At 42.2% G+C, this 18,720-nt stretch carries 21 protein-coding genes; 16 read left to right on the forward strand and 5 right to left on the reverse strand.

From position 1 onward, the window contains the following. Positions 1 to 62: 62 nt before the first annotated feature. From atpE to adhP, 10 genes are all read left to right on the forward strand, one after another. Positions 63 to 308 (forward strand): F0F1 ATP synthase subunit C, encoded by a 246-nt coding sequence (atpE, locus tag EGS47_RS08245; RefSeq protein WP_000424060.1) that lies wholly within the window; start codon positions 63 to 65, stop codon positions 306 to 308. A 38-nt stretch (positions 309 to 346) separates the two neighbouring features. After that, positions 347 to 817: a F0F1 ATP synthase subunit B gene (locus tag EGS47_RS08250; RefSeq protein ID WP_004985627.1), complete on the forward strand. Its 471-nt coding sequence runs from the start codon at positions 347 to 349 to the stop codon at positions 815 to 817. An 11-nt stretch (positions 818 to 828) separates the two neighbouring features. Continuing rightward, positions 829 to 1,365, forward strand: coding sequence for a F0F1 ATP synthase subunit delta (locus tag EGS47_RS08255; RefSeq protein ID WP_004985625.1), 537 nt, complete (start codon positions 829 to 831; stop codon positions 1,363 to 1,365). Between the two features lie 42 nt (positions 1,366 to 1,407). Further along, the gene (atpA, locus tag EGS47_RS08260) at positions 1,408 to 2,952 is read left to right on the forward strand and encodes a F0F1 ATP synthase subunit alpha (protein ID WP_004985624.1); all 1,545 of its coding nucleotides are present in this window, start codon (positions 1,408 to 1,410) and stop codon (positions 2,950 to 2,952) included. Between the two features lie 76 nt (positions 2,953 to 3,028). Further along, a complete protein-coding gene (gene atpG / locus EGS47_RS08265) occupies positions 3,029 to 3,898 on the forward strand; it encodes a F0F1 ATP synthase subunit gamma (protein WP_004985623.1) in 870 nt (289 codons plus the stop codon). Between the two features lie 29 nt (positions 3,899 to 3,927). Further along, positions 3,928 to 5,322, forward strand: coding sequence for a F0F1 ATP synthase subunit beta (gene atpD / locus EGS47_RS08270; protein ID WP_004985622.1), 1,395 nt, complete (start codon positions 3,928 to 3,930; stop codon positions 5,320 to 5,322). Between the two features lie 27 nt (positions 5,323 to 5,349). Further along, positions 5,350 to 5,769 carry a F0F1 ATP synthase subunit epsilon gene (locus tag EGS47_RS08275; protein ID WP_004995460.1) on the forward strand — a complete coding sequence of 140 codons (420 nt, stop codon included), beginning with the start codon at positions 5,350 to 5,352 and terminating at the stop codon, positions 5,767 to 5,769. Between the two features lie 83 nt (positions 5,770 to 5,852). Then, positions 5,853 to 6,161: a hypothetical protein gene (locus EGS47_RS08280; RefSeq protein ID WP_005001682.1), complete on the forward strand. Its 309-nt coding sequence runs from the start codon at positions 5,853 to 5,855 to the stop codon at positions 6,159 to 6,161. Between the two features lie 12 nt (positions 6,162 to 6,173). Beyond that, positions 6,174 to 7,055 carry a D-hexose-6-phosphate mutarotase gene (locus EGS47_RS08285; RefSeq protein WP_005001685.1) on the forward strand — a complete coding sequence of 294 codons (882 nt, stop codon included), beginning with the start codon at positions 6,174 to 6,176 and terminating at the stop codon, positions 7,053 to 7,055. A 140-nt stretch (positions 7,056 to 7,195) separates the two neighbouring features. Then, the gene (gene adhP, locus EGS47_RS08290) at positions 7,196 to 8,227 is read left to right on the forward strand and encodes an alcohol dehydrogenase AdhP (RefSeq protein ID WP_005001687.1); all 1,032 of its coding nucleotides are present in this window, start codon (positions 7,196 to 7,198) and stop codon (positions 8,225 to 8,227) included. 58 nt (positions 8,228 to 8,285) lie between these two features. Here adhP and EGS47_RS08295 read toward each other — a convergent pair whose 3' ends face one another. The 5 genes from EGS47_RS08295 to EGS47_RS08315 all read right to left on the reverse strand — a co-directional run bounded on the left by EGS47_RS08295 (position 8,286) and on the right by EGS47_RS08315 (position 13,052). Continuing rightward, on the reverse strand, positions 8,286 to 8,903 hold the full coding sequence (locus EGS47_RS08295) for a hypothetical protein (RefSeq protein ID WP_005001689.1): 618 nt from the start codon (positions 8,901 to 8,903) through the stop codon (positions 8,286 to 8,288). A gap of 144 nt (positions 8,904 to 9,047) precedes the next feature. Then, positions 9,048 to 10,190: a S8 family peptidase gene (locus EGS47_RS08300; protein WP_005001690.1), complete on the reverse strand. Its 1,143-nt coding sequence runs from the start codon at positions 10,188 to 10,190 to the stop codon at positions 9,048 to 9,050. A gap of 211 nt (positions 10,191 to 10,401) precedes the next feature. Beyond that, positions 10,402 to 10,947, reverse strand: a complete 546-nt coding sequence (locus tag EGS47_RS08305) for a glutathione peroxidase (RefSeq protein ID WP_004985611.1) — start codon at positions 10,945 to 10,947, stop codon at positions 10,402 to 10,404. Positions 10,948 to 11,070: 123 nt separating this feature from the next. After that, positions 11,071 to 11,841: a helix-turn-helix transcriptional regulator gene (locus EGS47_RS08310; RefSeq protein ID WP_125269530.1), complete on the reverse strand. Its 771-nt coding sequence runs from the start codon at positions 11,839 to 11,841 to the stop codon at positions 11,071 to 11,073. Further along, positions 11,838 to 13,052 (reverse strand): MFS transporter, encoded by a 1,215-nt coding sequence (locus EGS47_RS08315; protein WP_005001692.1) that lies wholly within the window; start codon positions 13,050 to 13,052, stop codon positions 11,838 to 11,840. The genes EGS47_RS08310 and EGS47_RS08315 overlap by 4 nt, the downstream gene beginning before the upstream one ends. A gap of 137 nt (positions 13,053 to 13,189) precedes the next feature. Between EGS47_RS08315 and EGS47_RS08320 the strand changes: the two genes are divergently transcribed. The 6 genes from EGS47_RS08320 to EGS47_RS08345 all read left to right on the forward strand — a co-directional run bounded on the left by EGS47_RS08320 (position 13,190) and on the right by EGS47_RS08345 (position 18,631). Next, positions 13,190 to 13,843, forward strand: coding sequence for a TetR/AcrR family transcriptional regulator (locus tag EGS47_RS08320; protein ID WP_005001694.1), 654 nt, complete (start codon positions 13,190 to 13,192; stop codon positions 13,841 to 13,843). Between the two features lie 116 nt (positions 13,844 to 13,959). Beyond that, positions 13,960 to 14,874: a DMT family transporter gene (locus EGS47_RS08325; RefSeq protein WP_005001695.1), complete on the forward strand. Its 915-nt coding sequence runs from the start codon at positions 13,960 to 13,962 to the stop codon at positions 14,872 to 14,874. A gap of 364 nt (positions 14,875 to 15,238) precedes the next feature. Beyond that, positions 15,239 to 16,417, forward strand: coding sequence for a BMP family ABC transporter substrate-binding protein (locus EGS47_RS08330; RefSeq protein ID WP_005001696.1), 1,179 nt, complete (start codon positions 15,239 to 15,241; stop codon positions 16,415 to 16,417). 42 nt (positions 16,418 to 16,459) lie between these two features. Beyond that, on the forward strand, positions 16,460 to 17,116 hold the full coding sequence (locus EGS47_RS08335) for a Rieske 2Fe-2S domain-containing protein (RefSeq protein ID WP_005001699.1): 657 nt from the start codon (positions 16,460 to 16,462) through the stop codon (positions 17,114 to 17,116). Next, on the forward strand, positions 17,109 to 18,017 hold the full coding sequence (locus EGS47_RS08340) for an aromatic ring-hydroxylating dioxygenase subunit alpha (protein WP_125269531.1): 909 nt from the start codon (positions 17,109 to 17,111) through the stop codon (positions 18,015 to 18,017). Before EGS47_RS08335 ends, EGS47_RS08340 begins: the two co-directional genes overlap by 8 nt. Next, positions 18,014 to 18,631 carry a glutathione S-transferase gene (locus EGS47_RS08345; RefSeq protein ID WP_005001705.1) on the forward strand — a complete coding sequence of 206 codons (618 nt, stop codon included), beginning with the start codon at positions 18,014 to 18,016 and terminating at the stop codon, positions 18,629 to 18,631. Before EGS47_RS08340 ends, EGS47_RS08345 begins: the two co-directional genes overlap by 4 nt. Positions 18,632 to 18,720: the final 89 nt, after the last annotated feature.

Raw genomic sequence — 18,720 nt, forward strand, 5'->3', positions numbered from 1 at the left:
GTTAACGGTTAGGTTTAATTTTTATTTAATTTGGTAATAACCTAACCTCTGAGGAATTTTTCATGGAACTCACTTTAGGTCTAGTTGCAATTGCATCTGCTATCTTGATCGCTTTCGGTGCTTTAGGTACAGCGATTGGTTTTGGTCTTTTGGGTGGTCGCTTTTTAGAAGCTGTTGCTCGTCAACCTGAACTTGCTCCGCAACTTCAAACTCGTATGTTCTTAATCGCAGGTCTTCTTGATGCTGTGCCTATGATCGGTGTCGGTATTGGCTTGTTCTTCATCTTCGCTAATCCGTTTGTAGGTTAATCAGCTTAATTCCTAAATCCACATATTGAGGAATTGCAATGAATATTAACCTCACATTGATTGGCCAAGCGATTGCATTTGCGATTTTTGTCGCATTCTGCATGAAGTTTGTTTGGCCACCACTAATCAATGCGATTAGTGAGCGTCAGCGTAAAATCGCTGATGGCTTAAACGCTGCTGAAAAAGCGAAAGCGGATCTTGCTGATGCACAATCACAAGTGAAAGCGGAACTCGATGCAGCAAAAGCACAAGCGGCTCAATTGATCGAACAAGCGAACCGTCGTGCAGCACAATTGGTCGAAGAAGCACGTACCCAAGCTGCGGCTGAAGGTGAGCGTATTCGTCAACAAGCGAAAGAAGCAGTTGACCAAGACATCAATTCTGCTCGCGAAGAATTACGTCAACAAGTCGCTGCCTTGGCAGTTGATGGTGCAGAGAAAATTCTGAACCAACAAGTTGACGCAGAAGCTCATAATGCCATGCTGACTCAGCTGGCTGCTAAACTTTAAGCGAGGGAAGTATGGCTGAACTCTTGACGTTGGCACGCCCGTACGCCAAAGCAGCATTTGCTTACGCTTCTGAGCAAGGTGCAACTGACAATTGGTCGAATGCGTTACAAGTGCTCAGTGCTACGGTGCAAGACGAAGCATTTTCCGCTTATTTAAATCGCCCTGAGCTTACTCCTGTGGAGCAAGTCGGACTTTTTTCTAAAGTTTTAGGTGAAGAACAAACTCAGGCAGTGTCGAACTTTTTGACATTGCTTGCTGAAAATGATCGTTTGATTCTGTTACCTGAGATTGCAGTAGAGTACGAACAGCTTAAATCACAGAATAGCAACACAGTAGATGTCGTGATTGAATCGGCATTTCCTTTAACTTCTGTACAAGAGCAGTTATTAACCCATGCTTTGGAAAAGCGTTTTAATAGTTCTGTGGTTGTGTCAGTAGAAGTTAACCCTGCGCTTATTGCAGGTGTGGTTATTCGTGCAGGCGATCAAGTGATAGATGACTCTGCGCTTAACAAGCTTGAAAAAATGCGGACTCGTCTTCTTGCTTAACCGCAAAAAGACTGAACTTAAAAAAGATTGAGGAATAGCGCAATGCAACAACTGAATCCATCCGAGATCAGTGCGCTCATTAAACAGCGTATCGGAGATCTGGACACCAGCGCGACCGCTAAAAACGAAGGTACCATTGTGATGGTATCCGACGGTATCGTGCGCATTCACGGCCTTGCTGATGCAATGTACGGTGAAATGATCGAATTCGACGGCGGCTTATTTGGTATGGCACTGAACCTAGAACAGGATTCAGTGGGTGCCGTTGTTTTAGGTAACTACCTAAGCCTGCAAGAAGGTCAAAAAGCTCGTTGTACAGGTCGTGTATTAGAAGTTCCAGTTGGTCCTGAGCTTCTTGGCCGCGTGGTCGATGCTTTGGGTAACCCAATTGACGGTAAAGGCCCTATTGATGCTAAATTGACTGATAAAGTCGAAAAAGTAGCACCAGGTGTTATTTGGCGTCAATCAGTCGACCAACCTGTTCAAACTGGTTATAAATCAGTAGATACCATGATTCCTGTTGGTCGTGGTCAGCGTGAGTTGATCATTGGTGACCGTCAGACGGGTAAAACAGCAATGGCGATCGATGCGATCATCGCTCAGAAAAACTCTGGCATTAAATGTGTCTACGTTGCAATTGGTCAAAAACAATCGACCATCGCTAACGTGGTACGCAAGCTAGAAGAAACTGGTGCTATGGCATATACCACTGTTGTCGCTGCTGCGGCTGCTGATCCTGCTGCAATGCAGTATTTGGCTCCGTACTCTGGCTGTACCATGGGTGAATATTTCCGTGACCGCGGTGAAGATGCACTGATCATTTATGATGATTTGTCTAAGCAAGCTGTTGCTTACCGTCAAATTTCATTGCTTCTTCGTCGTCCACCAGGTCGTGAAGCGTATCCAGGTGACGTATTCTATCTTCACTCACGTCTTCTTGAGCGCGCTTCGCGCGTTTCTGCTGACTATGTTGAGAAATTCACGAACGGTGCAGTAACTGGTCAAACTGGTTCTTTAACTGCGTTACCGATCATTGAAACTCAAGCGGGTGACGTCTCTGCATTCGTACCAACCAACGTAATTTCGATTACAGACGGTCAGATCTTCCTTGAGACATCATTATTCAACGCAGGTATTCGTCCTGCTGTGAACGCAGGTATTTCGGTATCTCGCGTAGGTGGTTCAGCTCAAACCAAGATCATCAAAAAATTGTCTGGTGGTATCCGTACTGCGCTAGCGCAATACCGTGAATTGGCTGCGTTTGCTCAGTTTGCTTCTGATCTTGATGAAGCAACGCGTAAACAACTTGAACATGGTCAACGTGTAACTGAGTTAATGAAGCAAAAACAATATGCTCCTTACTCAATTGCTGACCAAGCTGTTTCTGTTTACGCGTCTAACGAAGGCTATATGGCTGACGTTGAAGTGAAGAAAATCGTAGACTTTGATGCTGCATTAATCGCGTACTTCCGTTCAGAACACGCGGCATTGATGCAAAAAATTGATGACACTGGTGATTATAACAAAGACATCGAAGCTGAAATCAAAGCCGGTATCGAGAACTTCAAAGCGACTCAAACTTACTAATTTTTTAGCTTAAGTTTGGTTCACGGAATCAACCCTTCGAAGGCTGTTAAAAGCCTTCGACGACTAGGTTAAGCGTATGGCAAATTTAAAAGAAATTCGCGCCAAAGTAGCCAGTATCAAATCCACGCAGAAAATTACGCGTGCGATGCAGATGGTCGCTGCTTCAAAAATGCGTCGTGCGCAAGAGCGCATGGCTCAGGGCCGTCCGTATGCCGAAAATATGCACCGTGTAATTGCTCATTTGGTACAAGCGAATCCTGAATACAAACATCGTTATATGGTTGAACGCCCTGTAAAACGCGTTGGCTATATCATTGTGTCTTCAGATCGTGGTCTTGCTGGTGGTTTGAACATTAACCTGTTCAAAAAAGTGGTTAAACACGTTCAGCAACAACAAGAGCAGTCAATTGAAGTTCAATTTGCTTTGATTGGTCAAAAAGCGGTTTCGTTTTTTAAAAACTACGGCGGAAAAGTACTTGGTGCAACCACCAATATTGGTGATACTCCAAGTCTGGAACAGTTAACTGGCTCCGTACAGGTGATGTTGGATGCATTTGATAAAGGCGAGTTAGATCGTATTTATCTCGTATCAAACGGCTTTGTCAATGCCATGACTCAAAACCAGAAAGTAGAACAACTGGTGCCTTTGGCTGCGGCTGAAGAAAGCGAAAGTCTAAACCGTACTTACGGTTGGGATTATATCTATGAACCTGAAGCGGAAGAACTGCTGAATGGTTTATTGGTTCGCTATATCGAGTCGATGGTGTATCAGGGCGTGATTGAAAATATCGCATGTGAGCAGTCTGCACGTATGGTTGCAATGAAAGCAGCAACTGATAATGCGGGCGAACTGATCAAGAGCCTACAACTTATTTATAACAAGCTGCGTCAAGCCGCGATTACTCAGGAGATTTCTGAGATCGTTGGTGGTGCCGCTGCCGTTTAACATTATTAGTTTGAATTGAGGAGACAGCAATGAGTAGCGGTCATATCATTCAGATCATCGGCGCGGTTATCGACGTCGAGTTTGAGCGCAACAGCGTTCCTAAGATCTATGACGCTCTCCAAGTTGACGGAACTGAAACGACTTTGGAAGTTCAGCAACAACTTGGTGATGGTGTTGTTCGTACAATTGCGATGGGATCAACTGAAGGTCTTAAACGCGGTTTGAATGTAACAAATACCCATGCGCCAATCTCTGTACCAGTAGGTCCTGCGACTTTGGGTCGTATCATGGACGTACTTGGTCGCCCGATTGATGAAGCAGGCCCAGTTGCAACTGAAGCGCGTTTACCGATTCACCGTCAAGCGCCTTCTTATGCTGAACAAGCAGCGTCTACTGATCTTTTGGAAACAGGGATTAAAGTCATCGACTTACTTTGCCCGTTTGCAAAAGGTGGTAAAGTTGGTTTGTTCGGTGGTGCGGGTGTTGGTAAAACCGTTAATATGATGGAGTTGATCAACAACATCGCCAAAGCTCACTCAGGTTTATCTGTGTTTGCTGGTGTTGGTGAGCGTACTCGTGAAGGTAACGACTTCTATCACGAAATGAAAGATTCTAACGTTCTTGACAAAGTAGCCATGGTCTACGGTCAGATGAACGAGCCACCTGGTAACCGTCTACGTGTAGCGTTGACTGGCTTGACCATGGCGGAATATTTCCGTGATGAAAAAGACGAAAATGGTAAAGGTCGTGACGTTCTTTTGTTCGTTGACAACATCTACCGTTATACCCTTGCAGGTACTGAAGTATCCGCATTGTTAGGTCGTATGCCATCTGCGGTAGGTTATCAGCCTACACTTGCAGAAGAAATGGGTGTTCTTCAAGAACGTATTACATCAACTAAATCTGGTTCGATCACATCGATTCAGGCAGTTTATGTACCTGCGGATGACTTGACGGATCCATCTCCAGCAACCACGTTTGCTCACTTGGACGCAACCGTTGTATTGAGCCGTGACATCGCGTCAAGTGGTATTTACCCAGCGATCGATCCACTGGATTCAACTTCGCGTCAGCTAGATCCATTGGTCGTTGGTGCTGAGCATTATGAAATTGCACGTTCTGTACAGAACGTATTGCAACGTTATAAAGAGCTTAAAGACATCATCGCGATCTTGGGTATGGATGAGTTAGCAGAAGAAGATAAATTGGTGGTTTACCGTGCGCGTAAAATCCAACGTTTCTTCTCTCAACCGTTCCACGTAGCTGAAGTATTTACAGGTGCTCCTGGTAAATTAGTACCACTTAAAGAAACGATTCGTGGCTTTAAAGGTCTTCTTGCTGGTGAATACGATCACATCCCAGAACAAGCGTTCTACATGGTGGGTGGTATTGACGAAGTGATTGCTAAAGCTGAGAAACTTTAATTAGCAACCCTAATTTAGGAGATTCTCATGGCGACGATGCAATGTGACGTAGTCAGTGTTAAAGAGTCAATTTACTCTGGAACAGTGACCATGCTGATCGCAAAAGGTGCGGGTGGTGAGCTGGGTATTTTACCTGGGCATGCGCCACTAGTGACTTTGCTCCAGCCGGGCCCGATTCGTGTTCAGTTGGAAAATGGTACAGAAGAAATTGTTTATGTATCAGGTGGTGTGCTAGAAGTTCAACCGCATGTCGTAACGATTCTTGCAGATACTGCAATTCGTGCCGACAACTTGGATGAAGCAGCAATTTTAGAAGCCCGTAAACAGGCTGAACAATTGCTTGCCAACCAAAAGAGCGATTTGGACTCTGCGGCTGCACTGGCATCTCTTTCTGAGATTGCGGGTCAGCTTGAAACCATCCGTAAAATTAAAAACCGTGCAATGTAAGTTGCCCGTTTTTAAAAGGCCACCGAAAGGTGGCTTTTTTTATGCTATAAGGTTTAAAAGGAATAAGAGATTATCAGATCAGCGTGGAATTAATTGAAATTGAACCACATTTTTGGGAACTGTATCGGCAGGCTGAACAGTTATTTTTGAGTATTGCGATTGATCTAAGTTCGGTTGTGTCTTGTTGGGATATCATTCTCACCCAGACAGAGGTTAGCGATTATCAAACAATAGGACGTGACAGTATTACCAGCCTTGCCAATCAATGTGTTGTACAGCTTTATCGAGGAGATGCAACCCGACTTGAGCAGCATGCTGCCAGCGCATCACAAAAACTGGAAATGTTAACAGCATTTAAAACCTGGCAAACACAGCAGGCGTCATCAGTTTAAGGTAAATATTCAATGATCAATTTTAAAGACGTGTCAGGTATCACGATTGAGCGGCTGGGAGAGCACGGTTTAAAGGCGCTCAGGATTTCCAATTCATTTTGTGATGCCCTGATTGCTTTTCAGGGTGCACAAGTTCTAGAGTTCCATCTCAAGCATCAGACTCAAACACAAGCATTACTCTGGCTCTCCGAGCTCAATTCATATCAGCCCGCAAAAGCCATACGCGGTGGCATACCGTTGTGTTTTCCTTGGTTTGGTGGACATCCAGAAGAAAAATCATACCCTTCACATGGTTTTGCTAGAAATTTAGATTGGCAATTAATGGATATGAACCTGACTGCATCAGGCCATCAATTGTTGTTTGAATTACGTGACAGTATACTAACACGGCGTTATTGGGATGCAGCCTTTGTGTTACAGATGAGCATTGATTGCGGTGAAACCCTTCAGTTCAGATTTAATTTAACTAATATTGACCAAAAAACCATTGAATTTAACTTTGCTTGGCACAGCTATTTTGCCGTCAACGCAGCAACCGCCACTATTACTGGTTTGGCAGGACTGAGCTATATTGATCAGCTACAACAGCATCAAGAAAAAATACAACTAGAACAACAACTCGAATTTGATACTGAAACTGATCGTATTTATCCGTTAACCAATGGAACTATTATATTGGCAGATCAGGATAATCGCCCGCTGAGCATTCAAAGTAATGCACCTAGCGCTGTCATATGGAACCCATGGATTGAGAAAGCGGCGCGTTTAAACGATATGCCTGATCACGCTTGGCAAGATTTTGTCTGTATAGAGTCGGCCGAACTTCGGATCTTGCCTCAGCAAGTTGAGCCTGGAAAAAGTTATACGTATCAATTAGAGATCAAAAACGCGTAGTGATGATGTAACTGTAAATAAATCTAAAGTGAATAACCTACCAAACTCCAACCTTAGTCATTTTATTCTGCTTTATAGTTGAGAATGGTTCTTATAATAATGAACAAATTCTTAATATGACATAAGACGGAGATAATAAAATGGGAAGCACAATGAAAGCTGCGGTGGTCACCGAGTTTAATCAACCGCTACAAATCAAGGATGTAGACATTCCAAAAGTCAGCGCAGGCAAGGTTCTGGTCAAGATGATTGCGACTGGGGTCTGCCATACTGATTTACATGCCATGCATGGTGATTGGCCAATTAAACCGAGTCTACCGTTTATTCCAGGTCATGAAGGCGTGGGTGAAGTTGTAGAGATTGGTGAAGGAATTACTCACCTGAAAGTGGGTGATAAAGTCGGTATCCCATGGTTATATTCGGCTTGTGGACATTGCGACCATTGTTACGCAGGTTGGGAAACCTTATGTAAGGAACAGCAAAATTCAGGGTATTCGGTCAATGGAAGTTTTGCTGAATATTGTCTGGCGGATGGTGAATATGTCGGTGTGATTCCAGATGGTGTGGATTTACTCGAAATCGCGCCAATCTTATGTGCAGGCGTGACCGTTTACAAAGGCCTGAAAATGACTGAAGCCAAAACAGGGGATTGGGTGGCGATTTCAGGTATTGGTGGCTTGGGTCATGTGGCGGTGCAATATGCCAAGACCATGGGATTTAATGTGGTTGCCATCGATGTCGATGACAGTAAACTGGCATTGGCCAAAGAATTAGGGGCTGATGTTGGGATTAATGCACTTAAGGTAGATGTAAAAGAAGAAGTATTGAAAGCCACTGGTGAAGGCTGTCATGGGGTATTGGTTACGGCGGTTTCACCAAAGGCATTTGAACAAGCGGTTTCGATTATTCGTCGTGGTGGCACCATGGTCTTGAATGGTCTACCACCAGGCAAGTTTGATCTCTCTATTTTTGATATGGTGTTAGATGGCATTACCGTGCGCGGTTCGATTGTCGGTACACGACTAGATTTGAAAGAAGCACTGGATATCGCGGCACGTGGTAAGGTCAAAGCACACATCAGTGTGGAGCCGCTAGAAAATATCAATGATATTTTTGATCGGATGGAACAGGGTAAAATCGATGGCCGTATTGTGATTGATTTTAAAAAATAAAGTGTTTCACCACTGAATCGAATCAAAACCCATTCTTTGAAGAGTGGGTTTTATCATTTCATGAGTTAGTATCAGAAGCTTCTTGAGATGTTTCAGATTGAGCGGAATCTGATTGCGGAATCATCATGCTTGCCAACTTTAACATTTCGCTTTGAACATTATTCATTTGCTGTTCGATCTGTTTAAAATTGACCTGATCCCAGTTGACTTGTCCATTTAAAAACGGACTTTTTAATACCTGTTGGTTGTTCTCCAGTATTTTTTTACGAACATCTTCAATTTCCTGACTTTTTAAATTTAAACTGTTTAATGCCTGATTAAAGCCTTGGAGTTGCTGCTGCAAGGTCATGGCGGTTTGCTGTAGTTGACGACTATCTTTGTCTTGAATGGCTTGCTGTAGTTCAGTTTGAGTTTGTTTTAATTGTTGAATGTAATCACCTGCGCGTAGTTGCAGATCAGCGACATCACGAGCGATATAAAAGAAATTACCACTTCTAAAATCGGAAGATGGGGTGTCTGTAGCTGCTTGATCAGTGATTTGGGCGGTCGCCTCATGATCTGATGCTGTCGTTTCCTGCGCATTATTTGTGGGAGGCTGATCACAACCTTGTAATGAAACCATAGTGGTTACGATAAGAGCAGAGATCAGCAGAGATCGACCAGAAAAAAATGTCATAATCAAAAAAATCAGTATTTAATTTCTTAGAATATGATGAAAAGATGGAGGGAGAATTGAGATTTGCAAAATTATAACAAAAGCAAAAATACCCTGAATACAAACCTTCATCTATCAAGGTTTGTATTCACCAAATAAGAAAGGTTATAAACGCGTGTAAACCAAGCGATTAGGTGAGCCTGTCTGGCTATCTGTTACCTTATTTGTTGTCGCTTTATTGAGAATACGATTGGTAATTTGTGATACGTTTTCACCTGTATATATTGCTCGTAAAATAGCGGCCAATCCCGCCAGATGTGGACTTGCCATCGAGGTGCCGCTGGCCGTTGCTGTCGCTGTATTATTAGAATACCAATCCGAAGTAATATTACTGCCAGGCGCAAAGATATCCAGACATTTTCCATAGTTAGAATAATTGGCGCGTTGATCCTGATTGGTGGTTGCGCCTACTGTAATCGCTGCAGGGACTCGTGATGGAGAATAGTTACACGCATCGGCATTGTTATTGCCAGCCGCGACCACTACGACAATATCTTTATTCACAACCCGATTAATTGCATCATCAAGTGCAGTTGAAGTTCCACCACCAAGTGACAAATTAACCACCGCATTCCTTGGGTTTTGAGAGGCAACCCAATCTAATCCTGCAATGACTGTTGATGTTGTTCCAGAACCATTACAATCCAGTACTCGAACAGGGATGATAGAAGCAGATTTGGCAATACCATATTTTGTACCTGCAATCGTTCCTGCAACATGTGTACCGTGACCATTACAGTCCGTGGTGCCATTACCATCAGATACTGCCGTATAACCCGCCTTCACTCGACCAGCAAAATCCTGATGAGAAGCCAGCACCCCAGTATCAACCACATAGACGGGTACACCCTGAGCATTACCATCGGCATTGTAGGTCGAATTTAAGGGAAGGTTACGCTGATCACTGCGATCTAATCCCCAAGTCGCATTGGTTTGAGTCGTGGCATTGCTTTTAAACACTTGATCTTTTTCGATCAGGCTGACTGTGGGATTTAATTTTAAAATACGAACGAATTCCTGTTCTACATTTTGTGGAATTTGAACAGCAACGCCTTGAAAAGCATGTTGATAAATGAATTTAATTTTCCCCTGAAATTGTTGGTTAAAATTGATCGAGTTTAATAAAAGATCGGTCACAGGCGTATTAAATTTAATCAGATAAGTTACCTGAGCAGGACTTGCCGCATGGGTTGTATGCGCCAATAGTCCGATCAGGGCGAGTGGCAAACAGCGTAGTATTCGTTTCATTTTAGCCATTCCAGTTTTTGTTTTAAGAGGTCATAATCTGAATATAAATTAATCTATTTCTATAACAAATCAATGAGAAATATAATATTTTAATGTGATTAAAGATTTTATTTTTCATTATTTTGTGATGAGTTTTGCTTTTAAATAAACTTTATTTATTCTAAAAATAAAGATGACAAAACATAGGATTTGTCATCTTTACAGCAAAATCTTATTTTGCTAACTCTGCCTGAATGGCATCGACTAAACGAGAGTCATCCGCAGTGATATCGGGTGCAAAACGTGCCACCACTTCACCTTTTTTATTGATTAAAAACTTCTCAAAATTCCAGAGAACTTCAGGCTTTGGATTTGGGGTTAGACCATATTCGACTAAATCTTGCCACCACGGTCCTTCACCAATACGTTCAGGCTGTGCAGTGATTAAAGTTTGATAAAGCGGATGCTTATCTTCACCTACGACAGAAATTTTGGAAAATATGGGAAAATGTACATCATAAGTCAACGAGCAGAACTGTTGAATTTCATCATTTGTACCAGGCTCCTGTTCCAAAAAATTATTGGCTGGAAACCCCAGAATTTCTAAACCATGCTCTTTTTGTGACTGGTATAGTTTTTCCAGTCCTTCATATTGAGGTGTTAAACCACACTTGGATGCTACATTGACAATCAATAGCACTTTGCCTTGATACTGATTTAAAGTGGCTTCTTCCCCTGAGATCGTGTTGACTGGAATGTCGTAGACTGAATTGCTCATATAAGTCCTTAAAGTTGCATACATAAAAGAGATATCTTGTTTTAAGGAGATTTATGCAGAAAGGCAAGTGTTTTACTCGGGATTTCTGTGTATAACCGTAAAGTTATCCACAATGCACTCTGTTTATTTCATTTGAAGGGGAGTTTGACCGGTATAGCGTTTAAAAAATTCAATAAAACTGGAGCTATGTTGATAACCTAAATCCAGTGCAATCCGTTTAATTGCCGTCCCTTGCTGAATTTGACCAATCGCATACACAATTTTGGCGCGATTACGCCATTCTGATAAAGATAATTGTAATTCCTGCTGGCTCAAACGTAGTGCATGACGTTCACTAATTTGAAAGCTTTGTAAAATCTGCTGCAAACTAGAATTAAACAACTGGGCTTGCCCTAATTTATCCAAAATGGGCGCGAGAGTTGGATGCGTGGTTTGGGGTAAATAATGATCATAACAATTCGCTGCCAGCATTTGATCGAACAAGACCTGTAATAACCGCTGATATTCTATCGAATCTGGAGAGTACTGATCATGTAATAATTCTTTCACTAAGGCATGAAAAAAAGGTCGGATTTCGAGGGTTTTAGGATTGGCATGAAACTGTGAACAAAGATCAGGATGGACTCTGATACAAATAAAATGCGTCGGTTGATCGACTGCAACACAAAAATGACTGGTTTGTGGCGGTAACCACAAACCATAATTAGGCGGTGCCAAGAAGGTACGTTCACCCACCTGAATTTCAAGAACACCATTTAAACTGAAGTTGAAATCTCCCCACAGTGAAGAATGCGGGCACACACTGTCATGCGGATGGAAAAAGAATTCGTGAATTTCCAATTGTTGAGCCAGATTTTGTAAGGTATTCTGTGTTGGAGGAATTACATCATTCATGCTTCATTTTCACAGCTGATTTTCGGATTATTTAAACCTTTAGCTAACGTGAAAATAGACAGCAAAGCTAAAAGAATAAAAGTGAGTACACCATAAATTAAAATATTTTCATTAAAATGATCAACTACAAAACCACCAAGTAATGATCCACTGGCAATCATCACCTGAAATAAGCCAACAAATAACGGCATTCCTTTTTCAACAGCTTGGGGTGCATGTACAAACATCCAGATATTGGCTGAGGTTGGAAATGCGCCAAATGCAAAACCCCATAAAGCAGTTAAGATAAATGCGCCTGTTTCATGAATGGCAAACACAGGAAATCCAAAGAATACAATAGCAAAACAGATTCCCACAAATGCTAAGGTATAACGAATATTTAAATTACCGCTATAACCTGCAAAAGCATTCCCGAAAACACCCGCGATGCCATACAGTAATAACAACATGCCAATGGTCGTGCCATCAAAGCCTGCAATATGTTTAAAAAATGGTGCCAAATAGCTATAAGCACAAAAATGTGCCAGCCCAATCAGCAGTACAATTAACATGCCACTACGAGCTTTGGGAATACGAAGTAAAGCAGGCAAGTCACGTAAATGAATGGCAGCATCAGGTCGTAATGGCGGTAAAAATACGACTTGAAGCATGAGCACGATAAAACCAATGACTGCCGTGATCGCAAAGGCACTGCGCCAACCATAAAACTCACTTAACCATGTGCCAATTGGAACACCTAGCACGGTGGCTAGTGTCACACCTGCCATGACGACGGCTGTGGCTTTGGCAATGGGTAAACTTTTGGGTGCCAGTTTGCCACTCAGGGCAATTGCAGTCGCCCAGAAACCTCCAATTGAAATCCCTAGAACTAATCGACTGAGTAACAGCAGGGTAAAATTGTCAGAAAATGCAGTAATCGTATTTGCAATGACCATTATAAAGGTGAGTAAAATCAGCACATAACGACGATCGAGTTGTTTCATTGCCACAGGTAGTAAAGGCGCAGCAAAAGCAGCCATTACACCTGGAAGGGTAATAATCAGCCCAGCCGTACCTGTTGAAATATTTAAATCGCTGGCCACGCTATTGAGGACACCAATCGGTAAAAATTCGCTGGTGACCAAAGTAAATGCGGCAATCGAAACTGCCAATATCGCCAGCCAGCTACCTTGTGGGGCAGGACTGGGCGGAATGGGTGTTGAGCTATCCATTGAATTTCAACCTTATTGTAGGAATAGAAATGCGTCAATTTATTTTCATAGTGATCACTATGAAAATAAAATAGTTGAAAAAAATATCAGCGTCAATTAATTTAATAATGATTGTTATAAAAATAGCTGTGAGCTTTATGACAAAATTAGATAAAACACTGGTTTTGGATGAGCCGATTGCGTTAGCAAAGAAAAAACGCGGTCGACCAAAGTGCTTTAATGAGCAACAGGCCTTGGAAAAAGCCATGTTGTTGTTTTGGGAGCATGGTTATGAAGCTACCTCAATCAGTGATCTTACTCAAGCGTTGGAACTGACGGCACCGAGTCTATACAGTAGTTTTGGTGACAAAGCTGGGCTGTTCTATCAATGTATTGATTATTATCTGGCTCATGAAGCTTGTCCGATCCTCCGCATTTTTTTAGAAGCTAAAACCGCCAAGGTTGCATTTGAGCTGTATCTATATGACAACGTCAAACGTTTGGCTCAACCCAATAAGCCCAAAGGCTGTATGTTAATTACTGCTGCCATGAATGGCTCGGAACAAGCGCAAGATATACAATATAACCTACTTGAAAAACGTTTAGCGACCAAACAAAAACTATGTGAACGCTTACAACAAGGTGTTCTGGAGGGTGATTTATCTAAACATGCGCCTATTGCAACGATGACTAATTTTTATTGTACTGTCATTCAAGGTTTAACGGTGCAGGCACGGGATGGCGCAGAAATTGATGAATTGAATCATGTGGTGGAACATGCCATGAAAGCATGGGACTTATTTGATCAATAACCCGATTTTGATCAATAAGCGATGTCTTAACTGCGATACAAATATCTGATTTGCGATATTTCAATTTATCTCGACAAGGATAAAATAGATTTATTCTCATTTAATTTGAAAAATTCATGAAAGATGTTGCAAAAGTCCATTGGTGGGCATTGTTACTGCCCATGCTGGCTGTATTAATTTGGTCGCTGAACATTACAGTGACTCGCTATGTGGCCGATTATATTTCTCCAGTGAGCATTAGTTTTTATCGCTGGCTGGTGGCATTTTTAGTATTGACACCTTTTATCCTGCCTCAAGTCTGGAAACAACGGATGCTGGTACGGCGGCATTTGGGGCAACTGGCGGTGTTAAGTGCCTTTGGGATGGTGCTATATCAAGGACTGGCTTATAGTGCTGCACATTATACCACTGCGACCAATATGGGGATTATCAATGCCTTTATTCCAGTGTTTACCATTTTTGTCTCAATGTTTATTTTAAAGGATATTCCCAATAAATTTGCTGTGATCGGGAGTTTGATTTCTTTTTTTGGTCTCATGTATGTCATGAGTCAGGGACATCTTGCCAACTTATTGCAAAGTGGTGGGCATTGGGGCGATGCCATCATGGTTGTTGCGGTGTTTTTCTATGCCTTTTATGGGGTGTTTTTAAAGAAATGGCAGTTACAGATTCCGTTATTGATCAGTCTATATGTGCAAATCGGATTTGCCCTGATTTATCACCTGCCCTTTATTGTTTGGTTGGGACTTGATTCGATTAATCTTCAAAATGGACCAAGTGTTTTTTATGCGGGCATTTTTCCATCACTGATTGCACCATTATTGTGGATGGTAGCTGTTCAGCAAATTGGACCCAATCGAACCAGTATTTTTATGAATCTGATGCCTGTATTTACAGCAATTATTGCCAGTCTGTGGTTGTCAGAACACTGGACGATCTATCATACATTTGGTGGAATGATGATCTTGCTGGGCATCATTTTGGCGCAAAAGAAAACATCAATAAAAACGAAAAAGATCATTCCAAACTAGATATATGACTTTTAAGCAGCAGGGTGGACAGGGATGTTCCACACTTGTGCAGAATCTCTACGCTATTCAAACGATGGCGTTTCTTAAACGTTTATCAAGCAATAAGCTAAAGTCACATTGCAAGGGGTTAATTAAATAACCTATTGATTATTTTTGTTTTATTTAAATTTTGATTTGATCGATTCATTGGCTCTATTTTAGTTTTTATATAACCTTTATTTAAAAATGATCAATTAAAAACAACACAGCTCATGTTGGCGCAAAGGTTGCATTTTAGCTTGATGTGTTCTGGAAAATAAATCTTTGGTTCAGCGTAAGTTTATTTTCTGGTGTCTTTATACCATAACAAAAATGGGGTAGTGCGATGTCTGTTGAAATGAACAAAAATCCAAATCAGCTTCACGATCAAAGCCAACAGGGTTTATTTTCCAAATTATTTTCAAAATTCAAAAAGACTGCATTTTGTGCAGCCAGTAGCGGTTTACTCACACTCGGTGCTTTATCGACGACAGCCACAGTCGTAACGACTGCACATGCCGCTGACCCGCTCAAAGCTGCTTTTGTCTACATAGGCCCACCGGGGGATCATGGGTGGACTTACGCACATGATCAATCGCGTATTCGTACCGAACAAGACCTTAAAGGGGCGGTGAAAACCACTTTTGTGGCCAATGTGCCTGAAACAGGTGATGCTGAACGTGTTTTTCGTAACCTCGCGCAACAAGGCAATAAGGTCATTTTTGGCACGTCATTTGGTTATATGAATGCAATGGAGAAAGTCTCACGTACTTATCCAAATACAGTGTTTATGCATGCCACAGGTTATAAATCTGGCAAAAATATGGGCAATTATAATATTCGTACTTATCAGGGTGCGTATTTGCTTGGTGTGTTGGCGGGAAGTAAGAGCAAGACTGGTAAAATTGGTTTTGTAGGTTCGTATCCAATCCCAGAAGTAGTGCGCAATATTAATGCGTTTACTATTGGTGCGCGTAGTGTCAATCCAAAAATTACCACCCAAGTGGTCTGGGTCAGTTCTTGGTTTGATCCGGGTAAAGAACGTGATGCTGCTTTAGCCTTGATTTCACAAGGGTGCGATGTGTTATTACAAAATACCGATTCGCCAGCAGTGGTACAGGCGGCCAAGCAAAAAGGGGTTTGGGGTCTCGGTTGGAATTCGGATATGGATAAATTTGGTGGCGATGCGCAATTAGCTGCGGCGGTACTGCATTGGGATCCGATTTATGAAAAAGTGCTGAAAGATGTTGCTGCGAACAAATGGACCAATGCGCCGATTTATTATGGAGTCAAAGAAGGCACGGTCAATGTGGAAAATATTGGAAAAGCAGTTTCGGCTGACGCTAAAAAAATGGTTTTGGCTCGTCGTGATGCCATTAAGGCAGGTAAACTGAATCCATTTGCAGGTCCACTGTATACACAAGCTGGCAAAGAGTTTGTCAAAGCAGGCAGTGTTTATACCGAAGCACAACTGGATAAGATGAACTTCTATGTACAAGGTGTTCAGGGCGTATTGCCAAAATAAATTGTAAAATTTAAGTCAATGATTTTTCTGAGGAAGATGGACATGATCACAGGACAATGGATCCCTTTAGTTCCTTCGGTGTTGATCGAAGCGGGTGAAGTGGAACAATTTCTGGTAGAAGATAAAGATGTTGCCGTATGGCGCTCTATTCAGGGTCATGTCCAAATTTGGGAAAATCGTTGTCCGCATCGCAGTGTGCGTTTAAGTCTGGGACAAGTACAAGGCGAAAGTCTCGTGTGTGCCTATCATGGTTGGCAGTTTGCTGCTGAAGATGGGCATTGTCAGCGAATACCTGCTCAACCTGATCAACGTGCGCCGAAAAGTTTATGTGCCAAGTCTTATGCTGTCACTGAAAAGTCAGGCATGATCTGGTATGGCGGTGATGCTGATTGTTGTGCTGATCTTCCTTTGGAGGAAGTGCCGTTCGTTTATGCAGGTTCGGTCACACTGTCGACGACATTGCCTCAGGTACAGGATTATCTATCTGAACTGGGGATAAGTGACTGCGTTAGTCACAATCGGTTAGTGTGGCAAGGTCATGCTAAAGATTCCGCACTACGCATTTATTTAACACCTACTCAGTCCAATGTGGTGACCATACATGCGATGTTATTGCAAGAAGAACATGCAACCCAGCGTCATCCTTTGTTAAATCAGATGCGACAGGATTTGGAGATGGAGCAATTGAGTTATGTCTAATCAGCATCTTCCATCACTTGCACCAAGCTTGGTTGGCGAGTGGATTGTGTTGGCGTCTGAACAGGAGTTTGTTCAGCAGCAACAGATCAAAACTCGTCTGGATGGCCATAATTTGACGATCCAGCAAGATATTATCCATGCTGAAAAAGTGTATCAGATTCGATTTGATGCACTCGATATTGCTCCATCAGATATTGCAGTACAAGCGGCTTATGGCTTTGTCTGGTTGTGTATTGGTACTGAGAAAAAACCACTATTTCAGCTACAAGAATATGATGTTGCCGCCGCCCGCCGTGTACCCTGTGGCGCTTATGGTGTGCGGACTTCGCCATTGCGTGGTATTGAAAATTTTCTGGATATGGCACATTTTCCTTATGTACATACAGGGATATTGGGTGCTGAACCAGAAACCGCTGTCAAACCTTATCAAGTTGAATGGCGTGAAGAGGTCGATGAAATTTGGGCAACCGAATGTTTTTTTACTCAACCGCTTGCTGCACCGAGTTCTCCTCAGCCACAGGAAACTGAATATGTTTATCGTGTTGCTTCCCCCTTAAATGCGATTTTATATAAAGTGAATACTGCGGCTGAGGGAATTATTCCTGCCGATGTGGTGTGTCTGTTTATTCAACCCTTGAGTGAAACTCATATTCGAGCGCATTTACTCATGATTCTGGATGATCAGACCAGTAGCATGACCGATATGGTGTTGTTTCAGCAGAAAATTTTTACACAGGATAAACCGATTCTGGAAAATCATCTGCCTTTGAAACTTCCACTTGAAAAATTGGAAATTCCAACTAAAGCCGATGCACTGGCGACCGCCTATCGTAAATGGTTGATCGCGAAAAACTGGAGTTATGGTGTACATCAAAATACCCAGAGGGAGCATGTGGCATGAACTTAAATCAATCACAAGCGGCTTTTCAACTCGCGGATGATCCATTATCTACGGATTGTTACAGTGTTCGTTTGCTACTTGAGTTTTTACAGCTTCCTTATCAATCCATCTATGCAGATGTCGAGCAACTGGAGCGCAAATTTGAATGTCCTGTTTTGTTCGATTCCACGTCAAACCATTCTGGGTTGATGCCTATTTTTAAACAACTGCTTGAAATAACAAAAAATCAATTGCAATGGATGCCTGAAAATTTGTCATCACAAATACAGGCTTGGTCTGATTTTAATGAAACACTTAAATTCAGTTTAGGAATCTTACGTCAGGCGAATTTGTCGGTCGATCAATTTTTATCTAATGAGGAACAGCTGATCCAACAGGCAACACAACAATTACGCGAATTAGATGATCACTTATGTGAGCAAACTGTTATTGGGCAGGGCTATTTATTGGGCTCACACCCCACGATTGCCGACTTGATGATCTTTCCACAAGTCGCGCTGGCATGGGATGCTGGACTGAGCTTAGTGCCATTTTTGCATATTCGTCGCTGGATCAATCGTATTCGTCATCAAAGTCACTTTATTCCTATGGCAGGTTTATTGGCTGTCAATTGAAATAATTCATAAAAAAACTGTTTTTATTTTCATCATTGTGAATAGTGCTGTTCTATTACATGCCAGAGATGGTATAAATTTTGCCTATA

This window comes from Acinetobacter sp. FDAARGOS_515 (assembly GCF_003938865.1).
GTDB classification, from domain to species: Bacteria; Pseudomonadota; Gammaproteobacteria; order Pseudomonadales; family Moraxellaceae; genus Acinetobacter; species Acinetobacter ursingii.